15 protein-coding genes are annotated in these 16,167 nt (G+C 57.0%); 7 read left to right on the top strand and 8 right to left on the bottom strand.

Translation table 11 applies throughout. The features are described from left to right. Positions 1 to 64: 64 nt before the first annotated feature. Positions 65 to 1,084: a DUF481 domain-containing protein gene (locus tag IEN85_RS03495; protein WP_191615677.1), complete on the bottom strand. Its 1,020-nt coding sequence runs from the start codon at positions 1,082 to 1,084 to the stop codon at positions 65 to 67. A 246-nt stretch (positions 1,085 to 1,330) separates the two neighbouring features. Between IEN85_RS03495 and cysE the strand changes: the two genes are divergently transcribed. Continuing rightward, a complete protein-coding gene (gene cysE, locus IEN85_RS03490; protein ID WP_191615676.1) occupies positions 1,331 to 2,155 on the top strand; it encodes a serine O-acetyltransferase in 825 nt (274 codons plus the stop codon). A 119-nt stretch (positions 2,156 to 2,274) separates the two neighbouring features. On the opposite strand, the gene IEN85_RS03485 is transcribed toward cysE, so the two are convergent. From IEN85_RS03485 to IEN85_RS03475, 3 genes are read right to left on the bottom strand one after another with little or no spacing between them, the layout of a single operon-like run. Continuing rightward, positions 2,275 to 2,481: a type II toxin-antitoxin system HicB family antitoxin gene (locus IEN85_RS03485; protein ID WP_191615675.1), complete on the bottom strand. Its 207-nt coding sequence runs from the start codon at positions 2,479 to 2,481 to the stop codon at positions 2,275 to 2,277. Positions 2,482 to 2,524: 43 nt separating this feature from the next. Further along, the gene (locus tag IEN85_RS03480; RefSeq protein ID WP_191615674.1) at positions 2,525 to 3,433 is read right to left on the bottom strand and encodes a mechanosensitive ion channel family protein; all 909 of its coding nucleotides are present in this window, start codon (positions 3,431 to 3,433) and stop codon (positions 2,525 to 2,527) included. Between the two features lie 54 nt (positions 3,434 to 3,487). Further along, positions 3,488 to 3,652 carry a DUF1328 domain-containing protein gene (locus tag IEN85_RS03475; protein ID WP_191615673.1) on the bottom strand — a complete coding sequence of 55 codons (165 nt, stop codon included), beginning with the start codon at positions 3,650 to 3,652 and terminating at the stop codon, positions 3,488 to 3,490. Between the two features lie 268 nt (positions 3,653 to 3,920). On the opposite strand from IEN85_RS03475, the gene aroC reads away from it, so the two are divergent. Both aroC and IEN85_RS03465 read left to right on the top strand, forming a co-directional pair. Continuing rightward, positions 3,921 to 5,015, top strand: a complete 1,095-nt coding sequence (gene aroC, locus IEN85_RS03470; protein WP_191615672.1) for a chorismate synthase — start codon at positions 3,921 to 3,923, stop codon at positions 5,013 to 5,015. A gap of 13 nt (positions 5,016 to 5,028) precedes the next feature. Beyond that, the gene (locus IEN85_RS03465; protein ID WP_191615671.1) at positions 5,029 to 5,763 is read left to right on the top strand and encodes a hypothetical protein; all 735 of its coding nucleotides are present in this window, start codon (positions 5,029 to 5,031) and stop codon (positions 5,761 to 5,763) included. Between the two features lie 634 nt (positions 5,764 to 6,397). Here the strand turns inward: IEN85_RS03465 and coaBC are convergent. Further along, positions 6,398 to 7,594 carry a bifunctional phosphopantothenoylcysteine decarboxylase/phosphopantothenate--cysteine ligase CoaBC gene (coaBC, locus tag IEN85_RS03455; protein WP_191615669.1) on the bottom strand — a complete coding sequence of 399 codons (1,197 nt, stop codon included), beginning with the start codon at positions 7,592 to 7,594 and terminating at the stop codon, positions 6,398 to 6,400. A gap of 92 nt (positions 7,595 to 7,686) precedes the next feature. Beyond that, the gene (dinB, locus tag IEN85_RS03450) at positions 7,687 to 8,793 is read right to left on the bottom strand and encodes a DNA polymerase IV (RefSeq protein ID WP_224772431.1); all 1,107 of its coding nucleotides are present in this window, start codon (positions 8,791 to 8,793) and stop codon (positions 7,687 to 7,689) included. A 66-nt stretch (positions 8,794 to 8,859) separates the two neighbouring features. Between dinB and IEN85_RS03445 the strand changes: the two genes are divergently transcribed. Continuing rightward, positions 8,860 to 9,651, top strand: a complete 792-nt coding sequence (locus IEN85_RS03445; protein WP_191615668.1) for a TrmH family RNA methyltransferase — start codon at positions 8,860 to 8,862, stop codon at positions 9,649 to 9,651. Positions 9,652 to 9,730: 79 nt separating this feature from the next. Further along, positions 9,731 to 10,099, top strand: a complete 369-nt coding sequence (locus IEN85_RS03440) for a thioredoxin family protein (RefSeq protein ID WP_191615667.1) — start codon at positions 9,731 to 9,733, stop codon at positions 10,097 to 10,099. 119 nt (positions 10,100 to 10,218) lie between these two features. On the opposite strand, the gene IEN85_RS03435 is transcribed toward IEN85_RS03440, so the two are convergent. Further along, a complete protein-coding gene (locus tag IEN85_RS03435) occupies positions 10,219 to 12,144 on the bottom strand; it encodes an HDOD domain-containing protein (protein WP_191615666.1) in 1,926 nt (641 codons plus the stop codon). A 216-nt stretch (positions 12,145 to 12,360) separates the two neighbouring features. Here IEN85_RS03435 and IEN85_RS03430 point away from each other — a divergent pair, with 216 nt between their 5' ends. Both IEN85_RS03430 and IEN85_RS03425 read left to right on the top strand, forming a co-directional pair. Next, positions 12,361 to 13,149 (top strand): class I SAM-dependent methyltransferase, encoded by a 789-nt coding sequence (locus IEN85_RS03430; RefSeq protein ID WP_224772430.1) that lies wholly within the window; start codon positions 12,361 to 12,363, stop codon positions 13,147 to 13,149. 109 nt (positions 13,150 to 13,258) lie between these two features. Beyond that, complete coding sequence (locus tag IEN85_RS03425) at positions 13,259 to 14,026, top strand: class I SAM-dependent methyltransferase (protein ID WP_191615664.1); 768 nt, start codon at positions 13,259 to 13,261, stop codon at positions 14,024 to 14,026. 171 nt (positions 14,027 to 14,197) lie between these two features. Here IEN85_RS03425 and IEN85_RS03420 read toward each other — a convergent pair whose 3' ends face one another. After that, on the bottom strand, positions 14,198 to 16,027 hold the full coding sequence (locus tag IEN85_RS03420) for a glycosyltransferase family 39 protein (RefSeq protein WP_191615663.1): 1,830 nt from the start codon (positions 16,025 to 16,027) through the stop codon (positions 14,198 to 14,200). Positions 16,028 to 16,167 lie beyond the last annotated feature (140 nt).

Below are 16,167 nucleotides of genomic sequence, written 5' to 3'. Positions count from 1 at the left end.
AAGAAAAAGCCGCGTCCCTGAGGGAACGCGGCTTCGGATTGAAATTTGTTTCTGGTGGAAGAGCTTAGAGCCACTTCAAGACCATGCGAATGTAGTAGGTGGTATCGAGTTCCTTCTCGGTGCCGATGACTTCGCTGTTGTAGTCGAAGTTGAGACCGGTACGCACGCTCCATCCCTCGGACTTGAGCGGAAGCTCAAGGCTCGTGTCGTACACGAGGCGGAAGTTGCCGAAGTCTTCGAGGGTCGGAGTGTAAGTGGCGCGGTTGGTCCATGTACCCCACTTCAGCTTTTCTCTGTGAGTGAGTCCGAGGTCGAAGCTCGCAGCGCTGAGGTCTGGCTTGACGCCGTAGTTTTCGGAGAGGTAACCGAGACCGGCGCGGACGTTGAGCTTGCGGGTGTCGGTATTGAAGAAGCCGTAGCCGAAACCGGCTGCGACGGTGAAGAACTGGTCGATGTCCTTGATGGCGTCGTAGCCGAACTCGGTACGGACGTACCAGTTGTAGTTCTTGCCGAAGTTGTTGGCGTAGTCGACGCCGCCGCGGGCTTCGTCAGCGCTCTTGTCTCCGTCTACTTCCTGGAAGTTGGCGCGGGCGAAGAAGGCGAGGGTATCTTGCTCTCCAGCCAAGGTGGCGCGGAACTGAGTGCCCATGCCGGTCGAGTCCTTGTTGCCGCTCTTGCCGGTGAGGTCGAAGGCGGCCTCGTAGGCCCACTTGCGTTCGGCTGCGATTTGGCTGGGGCTCTTTTGGCCAGGCATCCAGGTTTCGTCGATGGAGGCGACGGTGCTGGTGACGGTACCGTTGGCGCCTTTCACGACGAGCGAACCGCCTTGACCGCTAACAGGACCTTGCACGACGGTGCCGTCTTCCAGGGAAAGGGCGACGTCTTCGTCGGTGCTGATGGATTCGACCAACTTTTGGTCGATGGTGATTTTTCCAGCGAAGTCGGTCTTGAGCGAGATCTTGCCTCCGTCGATGCCGAGGACCTTACCGTTGATGGTCGATCCGTCTTTTGTGACGATGGTGTCTGCTGACGCGAAGCTCACAAGTAGTGCCGCGGCGAGGCTGAGAGATGATAGTCTTATCATGATTCTAGTTGGTTTCGTGAAGTTTGATGTGAAACAATGGGCAAAGGCGTAAAAGTCCAGTAATAGATTAATGTTTCCTAGCTTTGCAGGACGCGAGTATGGACGCTATGCGGTCGGCTAATTGTCACAGAAATATGCGACAAGTTTTTAAACTTCGGGGAATCGCAGGGAAATTGGCTCGGAGATTTCGTTTGGCGCGGCGCAGTCCGACTCCTACTGTCCGCGTTCCAACTGGAAAAGGGCCCTATGACAGAACAACTTGAAGCAATCTGGAAATCTCTGCGCGAGGAGGCGGAAGCGGCGGCGGACTCGGAACGCTTGCTGGTGGCCTATCTCCAGGAAACCATCCTCGGACAGAAGTCCTTGGAATCGGCTTTGAGCTACACCTTGGCTTCCAAGTTGAAGGACGAGATTTTGCCGAGCATCACCCTGCGCGACCTGTTCCTAGAAATTTTCGAGGAAGACGAGAAGTTGCGGGAGGCGATCCGCATCGATTTGCAAGCGGTCCGGGATCGCGACCCGGCAGCCAACGGGTACCTTTCTCCTTTTTTGTTTTTCAAGGGCTTCAGCGCCCTTTCGGCGTACCGGTTCGCAAACCACCTCTGGTACGATGATCGCCGTCCTTTGGCGCTTTATCTCCAGTCGTTGATTTCGCGTACGTTCGGAGTGGATATCCACCCCGCCGCTACGATCGGCAAGGGGATCTTGATCGACCATGCGACTGGGGTCGTCATTGGGGAAACGGCGGTGGTGGGAGACAACGTTTCCTTGCTGCACAACGTTACCCTGGGGGGTACCGGCAAGGAGCGGGGAGATCGTCACCCGAAGGTGGGCAACGGAGTGCTGATAGCGGCCGGTGCCAAGGTGCTGGGCAACATAACGATCGGCGAGGGGGCCAAGATCGGCGCTGGCAGCGTTGTGCTGCGTTCGGTGAAGCCGCACTGCACGGTGGTGGGCGTTCCGGCGAAGACGGTTGGCACCTGCGGAGAGAGCTCGCCGGCTCTGGGGATGAACCAGCAAATCGAAAGCGGCGAGTCCATGAGCGAAGAACCTCTGGATTACCAAGTTTAGACAGGTAGCAAATGGCGTCGGCGAAGCGGCCGACCTTCCTACATGTAATAGGATTTTGGATATGGAAAAGGCAGCGACCGAGGTCGCTGCCTTTTTGTGTTTCGTTATGGAATTTCGAGTTAGTTGGTGGCGTCCTTCACGCCGTCGGCTATCTCTTCGCCGGCTTCCTTCACTTCTTCGGCTGCATCCTTGGTGGCGTCCTTCGCCTCGTCTGCGGCTTCTTCCAGGCTGTCTCCGACGTCGCTGTCGCTGCTGCAGCCGGCGAAGGCTAGGAGCGAAGCGGAGGCGAAGAGAGCGGCGAGTAGTGTTTTGATCTTATTTTTCATAGTATTTTTGGTTGGATGTTGTTGTGACGAAATTTTGCTTTGTTCAGGAATGGGCGTACTCCTTCTCCTGAATCTCCAGGGCGAGTCTTTCGCTGGTTTGCAGCGTGCGGACGGGAAAGGGGATCTCGATTTCATGTTCGCGGAACGCTTCCCTGATGGACGCGACTCCGTCGTGGATGGCCGCGTAGTAGGTCTTTTCGCCCGGATACTTGATCCAGTAGCGAACCTTCAGTCCGATGCTGGAGGCGTCAAAGCTGAGAGCGTAGGCTTCGACTTCCTTATCTGGGTGGAGCCAGTCGCCGCAGTCGGCCTCGATGGCTTCTTTGGCGACCTTGGCGGCGTTTTCGATGTCGGAGTCGAAGGAGATTCCGACGGAGATTTCTACGCGTCGCTCTCCGGTTTGGGAGTAGTTGACGAGCTTGTTTTGGAAAACCTCCTTGTTGGGAATGATGATTCGCTGACCGCTGAAGTTGATGAGAATCGAGTTGCGCAGGTTGAGGCTTTGCACGTGGCCAAGCTCTCCGTGCGTCTCGATCAGGTCCCCTGTCTTGAAGGGTTTTCGGATTCCCATGGTGATGCCGGCGATCAGGTTTTCCGCGAGGTCCTGAAACGCGAAACCGAGGGCGATGCCGACGATCCCCGCGCCGGCGAGGAGGCTAAGCACTGTTTTTTGCAGGCCAAGCACCCCGAGTCCGATGAAGAGGCCAAGCAGAAGGATGGCGATCTTCAAGATGGTCGAGACAAGCTGTGCGATGGCTCCCGTGTCGAAGGCCCGAGCGAACAGGCGCTCGCCCACGCGGCGGGCGATGGAAGCCATGAGGAAGAAAACCCCGAAAATGGCGAGGGCGGCGACCGCGTTCGGAAGGTGGCTCACTAGCAGCTCGTACCAGCGGACCAGCTTCTCGATAAGGATGTGGTAGGCGTCTTCAAAGGACGCGGCTTCGTCGTTCATCTTCGTGGGATGTGAGTGAAGGTCGCGAGGGCGACGGTTGAGCGGAGAATGGAGCTAGGTCCGGTTCAAGGTTCTGACTACCAGTGAGATAAGGAAGAGCACTAGAAAGACTCCGAACAGAATCTTAGCGAAGCCAGCGGCCGTGCCCGCGATACCGGAAAAGCCGAGTAAGGCGGCGAGGAGAGCTACCACGAGAAAGGCGAATGACATCTGGAGCATAGCGAGTTTGGTTTTGCGGTTCTGTTTCGTGCAGCTTGCGGAGGTGGTCGATGGCTTTGTCGTGCGTTTTGCAATGCCCTGCGATCCTGCCTTGGCCCTGAGGCTGCGATGAGCGGTTGATTTGAATATTGTGGCTCCGCTTTTCGCATTTGCCGCGCCAATGGCCGTTTTCAGGCTTGGGCTCAACTTGATCCGTGAGCGTTTCCCGCCCGATAATTGCGGCGTATCGCGGCTTGATTCGTAGGGGCACCTTCGTACAGTCCCGCCCATGCCTAACACTTTCGGCAAGCTATTCACGATCAGTACCTGGGGCGAGAGCCACGGGGGCGGCGTCGGCGTTGTGATCGACGGGTGCCCTCCGAACCTGCCGCTCAGCGAAGCTGACATCCAGCCCGAGCTCGACCGCCGCCGTCCTGGACAGAGCGAGATTACGACTCCGCGCAAGGAGGCCGACCAGGTGCAAATCCTTTCGGGTGTCTACGAAGGCAAGACGACGGGAACCCCCATTTCCATGCTCGTCTTCAACAAGGATGCCCGCCCAGGCGCCTACTCCGAGATGAAGGAGAAATTTCGCCCCTCGCACGCGGACTACACCTACCAGACAAAATACGGTCACCGAAACCCTGAAGGCGGGGGGCGGTCCTCGGCCCGCGAGACGATCGGACGCGTGGCTGCCGGCGCTATCGCAAAGAAAATTTTGAAGCTGACCTCCCAGGTTGAGACCTTGGCCTACGTGTCGCGGATCCACGACATCAGCATGCCCGAGGGCGTTGAGATTTCAGAGGCAGCGATCGAGGCGAACATCGTTCGTTGCCCGGATGCGGCAACTGCGGAAAGCATGGTCGAGCGTATCAAGGAAGCTCGTTCCAAGGGAGATTCCGTGGGAGGCGTCGTTGAATGTCGGATACGCAATCTACCAGTGGGATTGGGGGAGCCGGTTTTCGACCGTTTCGAAGCCGATCTTGCTAAAGCCATGCTCTCGCTTCCTGCCACGAAAGGCTTCGAGGTGGGCAGCGGATTTGAAGGCACTTTGCTGAAAGGATCCGAGCACAACGACCTTTTCGAAAACCGTGACGGCCAGGTTCGCACCAAGACGAATCTTTCCGGTGGCGTTCAGGGAGGCATCACCAACGGGGAAGACGTCGTCTTCCGCATCGCCTTCAAGCCTACTGCTACGATCTTGCAGGAGCAGGCCACAGTCGACTTGCAAGGCGAAGAGACGACCTTGATGGGGCGCGGTCGCCACGACCCGTGTGTCGTGCCACGCGCTATTCCAATCGTGGAAGCGATGGCGAATCTGGTAATCGTAGACCACATGATGCGCCAGCACGCCCAGAACCGATTGTTCTCCTTCGAAGACTAACAACCGCTCTGCCATGGCAAAGCCTATCGTATATCTCGTACTCGGTTGCAGAGGTTCTGACCAGTTTCGCGTTGTCGCTGACTTGGTCGAGTTCGGCTCGTTAGAGGGAGAAAAGTCGGTCTTGTTTCACAGCTCCCAGGATGCGGAGGCTGCGTCGTCGGACTTTCTGGTGAAGCATCGCGAAGCGGCGAGTGCTCCCTATGTCTATGAAAACGGGCAGCTCGGTTGCACCGTGGAAGAGGGGACGGATCTCGTTTTTCTAGTGGCGGACGGGGTGACCGATCCTGCGGATTTCGTGGAAGCCTTCCACGCTTGGCTTCCTGAAAGCGGTTGCGAGCTGGGACGGGTGATCACCGTGTTGCACAGCGAACTCGCGATTGGAAACAAAGAGGCGTTTCCTTGGTTCGAATGCTGTATCCATTTTTCGGATGTCGTGCTGCTAGCGCGACGCGAAACCGTTGGCAATAAGGAGATGAAAGTCTTTCTCGACCACTATGAAGAGGAGTGTTTCCCCTGCCTTTGGGAATACGTCAAAAAAGGGCGTGTCGGGAATCCTTCCCTCGTCTTGGATACGCAACCCCGTCGCATCAGCCGCATATTCGACAAGCCTGAAATCTTCGAAGACGATGACGAAGAGGATGAGTGGGAGGAAGATATAGCGGGTGATGTATCCAAAGATCCCTTCTTGAAGACGGCATCCGGCGGCAAGCGAGCGAGGGAGCTTCCGGATATCGCTGACTTTTTGTAGGTGTTACAGACGCCCGCGGAGCGGCCGTCCCACCTTGAACGATTGGGTGGAGCAGCCGCTCCGCGGGTGCTATTGTTCGTTGACGCGAAGCAGATCGCGTTGTGGAGTTATTCCATGGAATCCCGCTTGCGACGCCCTTCGCATGTAGTTCCCTCTTGGGTGAGTCAAGGAGCTGTTTTTCACATCCGGATACGAACTGACAAAAGGTGGGCTCGCTCTCTGGTGAATGAGGCTCTTGGGAAAGCGATTTTTGATTCTGTTGCCTTTTACCAAAGGCGATTGGTATGGAACTGTCGCCTGTTGCTCCTGATGCCGGATCACCTGCATGCCCTGATTTCATTCAATCCAAGTAAGGAAACGAGCAAAGTTGTGGGAGCATGGAAACATTTCCATGTCACTCATAGTTCCATTCAGTGGCAAGAGGGATATTTTGATCACCGGATTCGTAATGACGATAGCTTGGATGAAAAGGCCCACTATATACGTAGGAATCCGGTTGTGTTGGGACTGTGCGATACCCCGGAGGATTGGCCTTGGGTGTGGGACGGAGGTGTATGGGTATAGGCTGTGTTATACGCCCGCGGAGCGGCCGTCCCACCTAGTTAGGTCGGGTGGAACAGCTGCTCCTCTGGTGCTAGGCTCGCTCTCTGATCCAGTCGACGATGGCCTTGGCTACCTTGGGTTTGGGGAGGGTCTCGAGCTTTTGTACTGAATCTTTGGTTACGAAGTGGACCGTGTTTTGGTCTTGGCCGAAAACGGCTCCTTGGCTGACGTCGTTTGCCACGATCAGATCGCAGCCTTTGCTTTTCAGCTTCTTCTTTGCGTAGGGGATCAATTCCTCGGTTTCTGCAGCGAAGCCAACAACTAGTTTTGGTCGCTTGCCGGAGGGAAGTGTCCCGACGCTTCTGGCTATATCGGGGTTTTCTTCGAATCGCAGATCCAATCCGCCCTCTTTCTTTATCTTCTTGTCAGATTTATTGGATACGCGGAAATCGCAAACGGCCGCGCAGCCGATAAAGAAGTCAGCAGGGAGGTTGGCCTCGACGGCTTCTTTCATCTCCTCGGCGGATTCGACAGGGACGATTTTTATATTCGGATGCTTGGGGGCTGGATCTTTGGTGTTTCCGCTTACGAGCGAAACTTGGGCCCCGGATTGGGCGAGCGATAGGGCGATGGCGTTGCCCTGTTTTCCGGAGGAGAAGTTGCTGATGTAGCGAACGGAGTCGATACGTTCGATCGTGCCGCCGGTGGTGACGATGGCGGTTTTGCCGCTGAGTGTTTGAGCTGCTCGGAAGTGCGTTTCGATGGCGGCAAGAATGGTGTCCGGCTCGGACATCTTTCCGATGCCAGTCTCGCCGCAGGCCAAGGTGTCGGTTTGTGGCGACACGAGGGTGGCTCCGTCGGCTTGAACTTGGGCAAGGTTGCGTCGGAATGCGGCGTTTTCCCACATTTCGGTATTCATGCTGGGAGCCAGCAGGACCGGCTTGTTTTTCGCGAGCAATACGGAGGAGGCGAGGTCGTCTCCTATGCCGTTGGCCATCTTGGCGATGATCCCGGCGGTGGCGGGCGCAATTACGATGAGGTCGGCTCTGCGGGAGAGCTCGATGTGGTTCATCTCGTAGGAGCGCTCGTCCCACATGGCGGTATGGGCTTTCTTGCCGGTGAGGGCTTCGACGGAAAGGGGAGTGATGAAGGCGGCTCCTCCTTCGGTGAGTACGCCTTCTACGCTGGCTCCGGCTTTGGTGAGCAAACGGATAAGCTCGAGCGCCTTGTAGGCGGCGATGCTGCCAGTGATGATGAGAGTGATTCGTTTTCCGGTGAGGGAGGACATGGAATGTTGAATGGTGAAGAGTGAAGGGGGAATTGGAAGCGATTTTTTGGGCTAGGGCGTTTGGCAATTTGGAATCGCGACCGAGGTCGCTCCTACCCCAAGTCGAATTCGAGTTGTTGGGTGGCGCGCATCTGTGCTTCGGGGTCGAGAAAGCGTACGCCGAGGCCGAGCAGGCGGATGGGGTCTGAGCGGCGCTCATAGGATTCGTCGAGAAGGTCCTGGAAGCTGGAGAGCTGGAAGGGAAGGCCGCTGCGCTCGATGGAGCTACGGGTAAAGTCGGAATACTTGCATTTGACGAAGAGCTTGGAGATGGGGCGGTCGCTCTTGAAGCGGGCTAGGTCGTGGGAGAGTTCTTGGAAAATGTCGGCTGCGTGCTGCTGTCTGTCTTCGAGGGAGTCGAGGTCTTTTGAATAGGTGCGTTCGCAGCTCATCGACTTGCGTATTCGATTGGAGACTACTTCTCGGTGATCGATGCCACGACAGAGTTCGTAGAGTTCGGATCCGAATTTCCCGAACAGTTGCTGGAGTTCGAGGCGGCTCTGCTTTTGCAGGTCTCCGCAAGTGTGAAGATCGTGTTCAGCGAGCCGCGCGACTGCTTTTTTCCCGACTCCCCAGATCTTGGATACGGGAAGACTTTGCATGAAAGATCCTATATCTGAGGACTTTACTTCGTACTGGCCGTTTGGCTTGCGCCAGTCGCTGGCGATCTTGGCGAGCATCTTGTTGGGAGCGATGCCAGCGGAGGCGTTGAGCCCTGTGGTCTGGCGGATGCGGCTTCGGATCTCTTGGGCGATGGAGGCCGCGGGACGGGTGTGGTGGGAAACGTCGAGGTAGGCCTCGTCGAGGGAGAGGGGCTCTATGAGCTCGGTGTAGTCGCGGAAGATTCGTCGGATGCGTCGGCTCTCGTTGCGGTAGACGTCGAAGCGCACGGGCAGGACCACGAGGTGGGGGCAGCGCTGGAGGGCTTGGAAGGTGGGCATGGCGGAGTGGCAGCCGAAGGCGCGGGCTTCGTAGTTGCAGGTTGTGAGCACTCCACGCCGGTTGCTGTGTCCGCCCACGGCGACGGGCTCGCGGCGCAGTTCGGGGCGGTCGCGGACCTCGATGGCTGCGTAGAAGCAGTCCATGTCGATGTGGATAATCTGTCTCCGGGGGCTTATGGTAAAGTGGGATTGTGAAAAGGGCCGAGGGTTCGCGAGCAAGGTCGCTGTTGCTTGGTTTTTCTGCTTCTGATATCTGGGATTGTCGCTCTTACTGCGAGGATGCCAATGGCTTTATCCAAGACGAAACTCTCATTTTTCCGGAAGTTCTTGCAGAAGAAAACGCGTGAACAGGAAGGTCGTTTTTTCGTGGAAGGTTGGCATTTGCTAGACGAAGCGATGAAGGCGGGCTGTCGACTGCATGCGGTGATCTTCGATCCGGAGGCGAGGCGCGAGGCTTCGGAGGACGCGGTCTTGGGGACGGCTCTGGAAGAGGCGGAGGAGGCCTACGAGGGCATGGCGAGCCAGCTTGCCCAGCTCTCCGATACCAAGGCTTCGCAGGGTGTACTCGCTTTGGTGGACCGGGTGGGATGCGGTTTTGCGGAGTTGCTGGCGGAGTTGCCGCAGAGCGGCCCGGCCCGCTTGGTGGTTTTGGACGCTTTGGGGGATCCCGGGAATTGCGGCGCCATTGTGCGGAGTTGCGACTGGTTCGGGATGGACGGGGTTGTCTTGGGAAGGGGCTGCGCGGAGTTGGAGAACGGCAAGACGGTTCGCTCGACGATGGGTGGCTTGTTTCACTTGCCGGTGGCTGTCGGAGTGGACTTGGTGGAGGCGGTCTCTGTCCTGAGGAAAAGGGGTATCCAGGTTTTCACGACAGAGTTGGATGAGACTGCGGTTTCGCTCTCGGATTTTGCGTTTCCGGATCGTTGCGCGATCGTGGTTGGCAACGAGGCCCGCGGCGTTTCGGCGGAGGTATCGGCGGCGGCTGATGGAAAGCTGTTCGCTCCGCGTTTCGGCCGGGGCGAGTCGCTCAACGCGGCGGCGGCGGCTTCGGTGTTTCTCGCCAAGTGGCGAGTGTAGCGCTCAGGGGCGGAGCTTGAGTGAAATCTTGGGAATCGGGGATTGATTGTTTTCTCGCGGCGCTTTGGATGGGCGGCTTATGAATTGGATCTCCGATATTGAAGAGGCTTTGGCGAAACGTGCGGCTGAAGGGAAGCGTCTCCTGATGATTTTCAAGGGTAATGGCGACTGGTGCAAGTGGTGCAACGCCTTGGATGAAGTCCTGAAGGAGAGCGATGCCTTGGAGAAGTATTTGGAGAGCGAAGGAATCCTCGGCGCGAAGATTTTGATCCCGCGCAAGGCGGAAGACGAGGAGGGGATTCGCGAGCGTTTTGGAATCACGGGTATCCCTTTCTTAGTGTTCTACTCGGAGGAGGGAACGGTGGAAGGGACCACTGAATTTATCGACGACGGCAACGCTTCCAGTTACGTGGAGTGGATCGAGAGCGTCGACTCGAGCGCGTTTTAGAAGGACGAGTCGAGACTGCATTTCACAGGAAAAGTCCCGAGCCTCTGGGGAGGCTCGGGACTTTTTTGGAAACAGACTCGAGGGAAGACGCCAGGCGGAGCGGCCGTCCCTCCTTGAGTCTAGTTGAGCTTGAAGGCTCGCAAGGTGTTTTCGTATTTGAGAACGACTTGGTGCTTGTCGATGCGGACGATTTGGGCACCGCTGACGGAGTCGCCTACGCGACGGATTTTGCCGTTCACGCTGGCGAGAGGGCGCTCGGCATTGTAGAAGATACCGGCGAGTTCGATGTTGGGGAAGCTGTCCTTGACGTCTGGAAGCTGCGGTTTGGGGAGCTGCTCGGGGGCCAGCGATGGCTGGGGGGCTTCTTGGGCCTCGCGGGAGGCGATTTCCGATGTCTCCTCGGGAACGGGAGTTTCCTCTGCTGCGATAGGTGCGACTTCCTCTGTTTCCGCGTCGAAGATCTCTTGCAAGGCTTCCTCGGTTTGGGCGAGCCCTGAAAGTTCCTTGGCTCTCTCCATGTTGGAAACGAGGGAAGTTGTTGCGCCGGTCTCTTCGTTGGCCAGCTCCGGTTCCGTAGCGGAATCTACAGTGTCGATAGTATTCAAAGTGTAGATACCGGCTGCGGAAAATAGGGCGCAGGCAGCGATAGCGATGAGGGGAACCTTGCTTTTCCGGCTCTCCAATGGGGCGCTGCTGTCTTGGGCCTGAGGCGTATCGCTGGAGTTAGCGGTATGTGATTTCGAGGAGGAAGCTGCGGGAGCGCCGGAGCTTGCCTGCTGTGGTTCAGACGGGCTTGACGGCGCCGTGGCGGAGTCGGGCTTTTTGAGCGCGAGCCCGCCTTTTTGCGCGGCAGGGGGCGTTTTGCCGGAGGTGACAGCGAGCCATGTCTCCCAAGAGTCGGACTTGCCGATTTCCACGAGAAAGGCCTCGCTGAGGGTTGCGCTCGGGTGGTCGGGCTTTTGGCGATGATGCACAATGGCATTTGCGACGTGCACAGCGGCTAGGGCAGAGAACGACTTTCCGAAGGAGTTGACGGGTTCGTGGTGGAGGGCAACGGCCTCGGTCAAATTCGCTGGCATGCCCCAGCGGGCGAGCACGTAGGCTCCTGTCTCGGCGTGGTTGCAGCCTATGACCTGGTCTTCCGCTTCGGCGAGCGGGATGGACTTTTCGCTGGCGAGCTTGCGAGCCTCGGCTGTGCCTGCGGGGTCGGCGTTGAGAAGGATGAGCTTGCCGATGTCGTGCATCAGACCGGCGGTGTAGGCCTCCTCTGCGATCTTGTCGTTCTTGGTTTCGTAGGCGGCGAGGCGGCGGGCGGCCACTGCGACGGACATGCTGTGATGCCAGAGTTCGTCGGTGATGGCCTTGTGTTCCTTCGAATGGCCGATGCTGTTGAAGACCTGAATGGCGAGGACCAGATTTTTTACGCAGTCGGTGCCAAGGATGTTTATGGCCTCGGAGATGTTGGCGATCTTCTCGTCGAACCCGTAGAAGGAGGAATTTACGGTTTGCAGGACCTTGGCGGAGATCGCGAGGTCGCCGGAAATGGCTTGGGCGATGGTGCTAGTGTCGGCGTGGCGCGAATTGAGGGCGTTCACTACCTTCAGGTAGATGGGAGGCAGGCTGGGGAATTCGCCCATCTTGGCGACGAGCTGCTTTACGCGGGGGTTGCCGAGCCAGTTGTCGATGGCGAAGCAGCGTTGGATCTCGGTGATGAGGCGGGGAGCTGGGCAGGGGCTGGGAAGGTATTGGAAAGAAGAGCCGAACGTTTCTTCGAGTTTTGGCTTTTCGGACTGGGTCGCGGTGATGAAACGTTGGGCGTCGGGAGCCACCTTTTCGAACTGGGCCAGCAGCTCGGCTCCGTGTCCGTCCGCGATGGAGAGCGAGGCAATGACGATGTTCGGCTTTTGCGAGTGGGCGGATTTGAGGGCCTCTTCGCTGCTGGCAGCGTATTCGATTTGCCATTGTCCCGCCTTGGGCGCGAGCGCTTCGCGATAGCTTTGGAGAGCGTGAGGGTCTTCGTCGATAATGAGGATCCGCGTGGTCATAGTGTCGTTTGCTTGTTGTGGCTAGAGTTGAGGAGGGCTGTGGTTTTGCCGCGAGAGCCCGCAGTGGCAACGGCCTGGCAGGCAGTGGCTTGAGAGATCCGTCCGCTTCTTTGCCACGGTGAAGGGATGTGCTTATCGAGGGGCTTCCCCCTTGCGGCGCTACTACCCATTCGGATTAGGGTTGGCGGACTTGGGGCGGGGAGGCAGGGTGTCGCGATGGCGAAAATGTACAACTACCGCGGGATGGAGGCTGAGCGCTACGACTGCTTGGACGAGCTGAGCGATTTCGAGGATCTCGCTTTCTTCCAGTGGTTTGTGGACGCGGTCGAGGGACCTGTTCTGGATTTGGGGTGCGGGACGGGTCGCATTTTATTGCCCTTGGCGAAGGCGGGAAAGGAAGTGGTGGGACTCGACGGGTCTCCGGCGATGTTGGAGGTGTGCGCCCAGCGCTTGGAGGATTGCGATTCCGGTGTTCGGGAAAGGGTAACTTTGGTAGAGGGCGACATGCGGGACTTCGATTTAGGGCAGGGGCGCTTCGGCTCGATATTGGTGCCGGGCTTTAGCATTCAGATGCTTTTGGGCGACGAAGAGCTTGATGCCTGCCTGGCATGTTGTCGCAGGCATCTGAAGGAAGAGGGGCAGCTGATCCTTCCGACTCACATGCCGTGGGAGATGATATGGGATGGTCGGAAACGGAGTCCTCTGGAGGAGCGAAAGAGAGTGAAGCTGGAGGAAGCTCGTGAGTTGCTGGTAGCCTATCAAGGTTGGGAGATCGACCCGCTGCAGCAGCGTCTCGATCTGAAGAATCGAATCGAGCGGCTAGATGAGAAGGGAAGGCTGTTGGAGGCAGAGGATAAGGAGATGAGCATTCGCTGGCATTTGCCGCACGAGATGATGATGCGGCTCGCCGAAGCGGGGTTTTCCGACGTGTCAGTCTATGGGGATTTCGAATTCGAGCCCCCCGAGGCGGATAGCGAGTCGGTGGTGTTCTTGGCTCGAGTCTAGAGGAGGGGACGGCTCCATAAAACCTTCCTCGAGGGCTTAAGAGTGGGACTGTTCAGGCGATTTAGGAAAGTAGCTCTTCGATTTTCGAACGTAGCTCCGCTTTCCATAAATGAATACGCCAGAACTAGCCGACCCTCCCTTAGGATTTTCAGCAGACTCCCGTTTCGGTTCCTTCGAGTATGAAGGAGCGGACCTTGAGGCGATGGGGGTAGCGGAGAACTATCCTAAGTGGATTGTTGAGGAGTTTTCTCCCTATCTCAGAGGCAAGATCGCTGACGTGGGGGCCGGGAGCGGCAACTTTTCGAAATATCTTCTGAATGCTGATGTGGAGTCGATCCATGCCTTCGAGCCTTGCTCCCGCATGCACGGGCTCCTTTCCAAGCGCTACGAACAAGAGTCTCGATTGGAAGCGGTTAACGGCTACGTTACGGACCTTGCAGGCGAGTTTGAAGCCAAGTTCGACGCTGTGGTCTACAATAACGTGATGGAGCATGTCGCGGATGACGAAGCGGAGTTGAAAGCGGTTTACCGCATGCTCAAGCCTGGGGGCTGCGTTCTCATTTACGTACCGGCCCTGCAGTGGCTGTACAGCGACTTTGACCGCAGCTTAGGGCATTATCGTCGCTACGAGAAGGCGAGTGGAGCTGAGTTGCTCCTGAAGACGGGATTTGCTGTCGAGACGGTGAAGTACGCCGACGTGTTAGGCGTTCTTCCATGGTTCCTCTGCATGAAGGTGTTCCGCGCCAAGCTTTCTAAGGGAAGTGTCGGTTTGTATGACCGTGTGGGCGTACCAGTGACGCGCATGATCGAGAAGTTCGTTCCGATGCCGTTGGGCAAGAATCTCTTGATGGTAGGGCGCAAGGCTTGGCCTAACTGAAGAGGCGGAAGCGCCCAAGGCCGGTCGAGCTTCGTTGATTTGGGCGATCCCCTCCTGCAATGCGGTCCGGGTGGAACCGGTCCCGCCAAGGCTCCTTGCGTTTCGCGCTTGTCGTGACCGCGGCGAACAACGCCAACTAATTTGCGCCTAACTCTTTATCGATGCCTAGGCCTAAGGGAGACTCTTGCGCCAGCTCTCGAAATCTTTGTCGGATACGTAGCGGAACTGCACGGTTTCGCCTGGCTCGTATGGTTCCGGTTCAGTGGGCATAAAGTCCTTCTCGATGTCGATGTCCGTTATGCGGCTGATGCGGGTCAGGTTGAAGGGGATAAGGGACACCTCTTGCACCTGTTCGAGACTCACTGCGGGACCGAGCGTATTGTTCGGGAGAGGCTTCAGCTTTACGATCTCATCTTCGGTTTTGAAGCTCAGGTTCTGGACGAAGTAGATTTCGTTGTAGGTTTTTAGGTCCATGTGAACCTTCAGCGTTGCGAGTCGTTGTCTCGCTCTAAACGTGTAGATGCTGTTGTATCCGAATACCTCCATGGCGTGGGGCATGGAGGTGACGAAGAGGTAGTTGCCCTGTGGCAGTTCCTCGGCGAAGGAGCGGACCCAGTCGATCTTTTTGTTGATACGGTTAGCGGTGGTGTATTCGGGGTTTGAGTACACTTTGGTCGCGAATAGCATGCTGAGCGCGGTGAGCCCGCAAACGCATGTTTTGCCGAAGTGATTGTGGGAGTAGAGGACAGAAAGACCGATGCCACCCAGGAGGGTCAATAGAACGACGAAAGGCAGGGCGAGGCGCGAGCTGATCGGTTGAGCGAGGTCTCCCATGAAGAAGCAAAGGATCAGGAGCAGAAGCGCTGTGATGTAAGCAGCGTAGCAGAGCATGACTCCGCGCTCAGGTCGGCCTCCATAGAGCGTTTTGCCTCGGGTTAGGGAAAATGCGAGGATGCTCAGCAGCGTGGCAAAGCCAAGGAAACTGACCCAAGGGGAACTCGGGTAGACGGCGCTGGGGATGAAGAAATATTCGAAGGCTTTTTCGAGGTTGGGCATCAAGTAGCTTAGGCTGAAGTTGCCGCTGCCTTCGGTCTCGTACTGGAATTTTCCGGGATTGGAAGCAATCGCGAGCTGTTGCCAAGCGAGCGTCATGAAGAGGGGCGGTATTGCCAAGGTCAGCCAAGGGAGCTCAACTTTTCGCTGCTGAATCCACTTTGCCAGAAGAATTCCAGCGACCGGAATCACGATAAGAGCAGATTCGTAGCGTATGTGCGATGCGAATGCGGCGGACACGACGAGCTGAAACATTCGTCGATGACTGGGCGCTTCCCAGTAATTCATGGATAGCCATGCTACCAGGAAAAGCCATAGGGCGTTGAAAAGCTCGAATCCGCCTCCGCTGGAATTCTGGGTAAGCAAGGGGGATGCGCAGGCGAGAAGGATCGCCAAGTAGCTAGCTTTCCTGTCCAAGAGTCGTTCGGCGATCTTGGCGACAAGGAAGAGCAGGGCAGCGGTGACGAAGAAATTGAGGAAAAAGACGTTTTTGTAGCTGTATCCTAGGGCCCCGTGCACAAGTGAAAGCACGAATGGAAAGGCGAGGGGCCGCTTATCTATCGATTCAATGCCGGCGACGTTCTCCGTCACGGAAATCCGAGTGAAAGGAATGTGTTGTTGGTTTAGGTTTTTGGATACGTTGGTAATGACGTACTCGTCGAAGGTGATTTTAAACCCACCTCCCTCGCGCGTGAACATGAATAAGGCTGCGGCCAGACACACTGTCAGCAGGATCAGGGTGGATCGGTTTAGGCGTTTTCGCAGCGCGTTCAGGGAAAGGCTGGGGAAGAAGGCGGCGACCAGCAACCCGCTCAGGATCACCATGTTCGCATAGCCACTTAGGACAAATGCGTTTTCCATCTGTAGTGGGTCGAGCAATACGAACCCGAAAAGGAGGGACACGACGCTGACTACTAGGAAGGAACCGAGGCGTAAATACTGGGACATAGTGGGTTGTGGATATGCAAATCCTCGGGATTCACGAGGAGCTTACTCGCCGCAATGACCTGCTATTCGACGGAAAAGGCGAGGGGTTGCAACAAAAAGGCTACGCCGTCTGCGGGCGTAGCCTTGAAAGTTTTTAGTGT

The sequence above is a fragment of the Pelagicoccus enzymogenes genome, from assembly GCF_014803405.1.
Lineage (GTDB): Bacteria > Verrucomicrobiota > Verrucomicrobiia > Opitutales > Opitutaceae > Pelagicoccus > Pelagicoccus enzymogenes.
Note: the sequence above shows the minus strand (reverse complement) of the source record. Positions and strands in the feature narration are given on the sequence as shown.